At 59.0% G+C, this 932-nt stretch carries 1 protein-coding gene; it reads left to right on the forward strand.

The features are described from left to right. Positions 1–77: 77 nt before the first annotated feature. Positions 78–911: an IS5 family transposase gene (locus ACFQ24_RS03840; RefSeq protein ID WP_038293239.1), complete on the forward strand. Its 834-nt coding sequence runs from the start codon at positions 78–80 to the stop codon at positions 909–911. Positions 912–932: the final 21 nt, after the last annotated feature.

The raw sequence follows: 932 nt of genomic DNA on the forward strand, positions 1-932 counted from the left end.
AGAGCCCGATCCAAAAGTTGTTGAGCAATACCAGCATGTTATGATTCACGCCGTCCTTGCGAGAGATGGAGTGATCAATGGCATGGACTGGCATTGCTCGAGATGAGCATAGCCGCAAAGGACTGCGGTATCCAAGCGACATGACGGACAGAGAGTGGGCGCTGGTGGCACCGTTCATTCCTCCGGCAAAGCACGGCGGTCGGCGTCGCAGCACGAATATGCGTGAAGTGGCCAACGCGTTGCTCTACCTGGCCTCGGCCGGATGTGCCTGGCGCCTGCTGCCCAAGTGCTTTCCACCGGTCTCGACGGTCCGGCGCTATTTCTACGCCTGGCGTAACGCGGGATTGTTTGAGGTGATGAACACGCTGCTGGTCATGAACCTGCGAGAGATCGAGGGGCGCGAAGCCTCTCCCAGTGCGGGCATCATCGATAGCCAGAGCGTGAAAACGACCGAGAGCGGCGGTCCGAGTGGGTATGACGCAGGCAAGAAAGTCAAAGGTCGAAAGCGTCATATCCTGACCGACACCTCCGGCTTTCTGATCTCCATCCTCGTGCACACCGCCGATATTCAGGACCGGGATGGCGCCGTCGACGTGCTCAAAAGGATTTGCCAGCGCTTCCCTTGGCTGCGCCATATCTTCGCCGATGGTGGCTACGCCGGTGACAAGCTCAGAACGGCACTCGCCAAAGCCGGGAACTGGGTGATCGAGATCATCAAACGATCTGATCAAGCCAAGGGCTTTGAAGTCCTCCCGCGCCGCTGGGTCGTCGAGCGCACCTTCGCCTGGCTGGGACGGTGTCGCCGCCTCGCAAAGGACTGGGAAGCGACCATCGCCTCTTCAACCGCCTGGGCTATGATCGCTTCTATCCGCATGCTCATCCGCAGAACCGCAAGGTATTGCTACGCCTGAGAAACTTTTGAATCGGGCTCT

Origin of the sequence: Sphingobium olei (genome assembly GCF_042678845.1) — a bacterium.
Classification (GTDB): Bacteria; Pseudomonadota; Alphaproteobacteria; order Sphingomonadales; family Sphingomonadaceae; genus Sphingobium; species Sphingobium olei.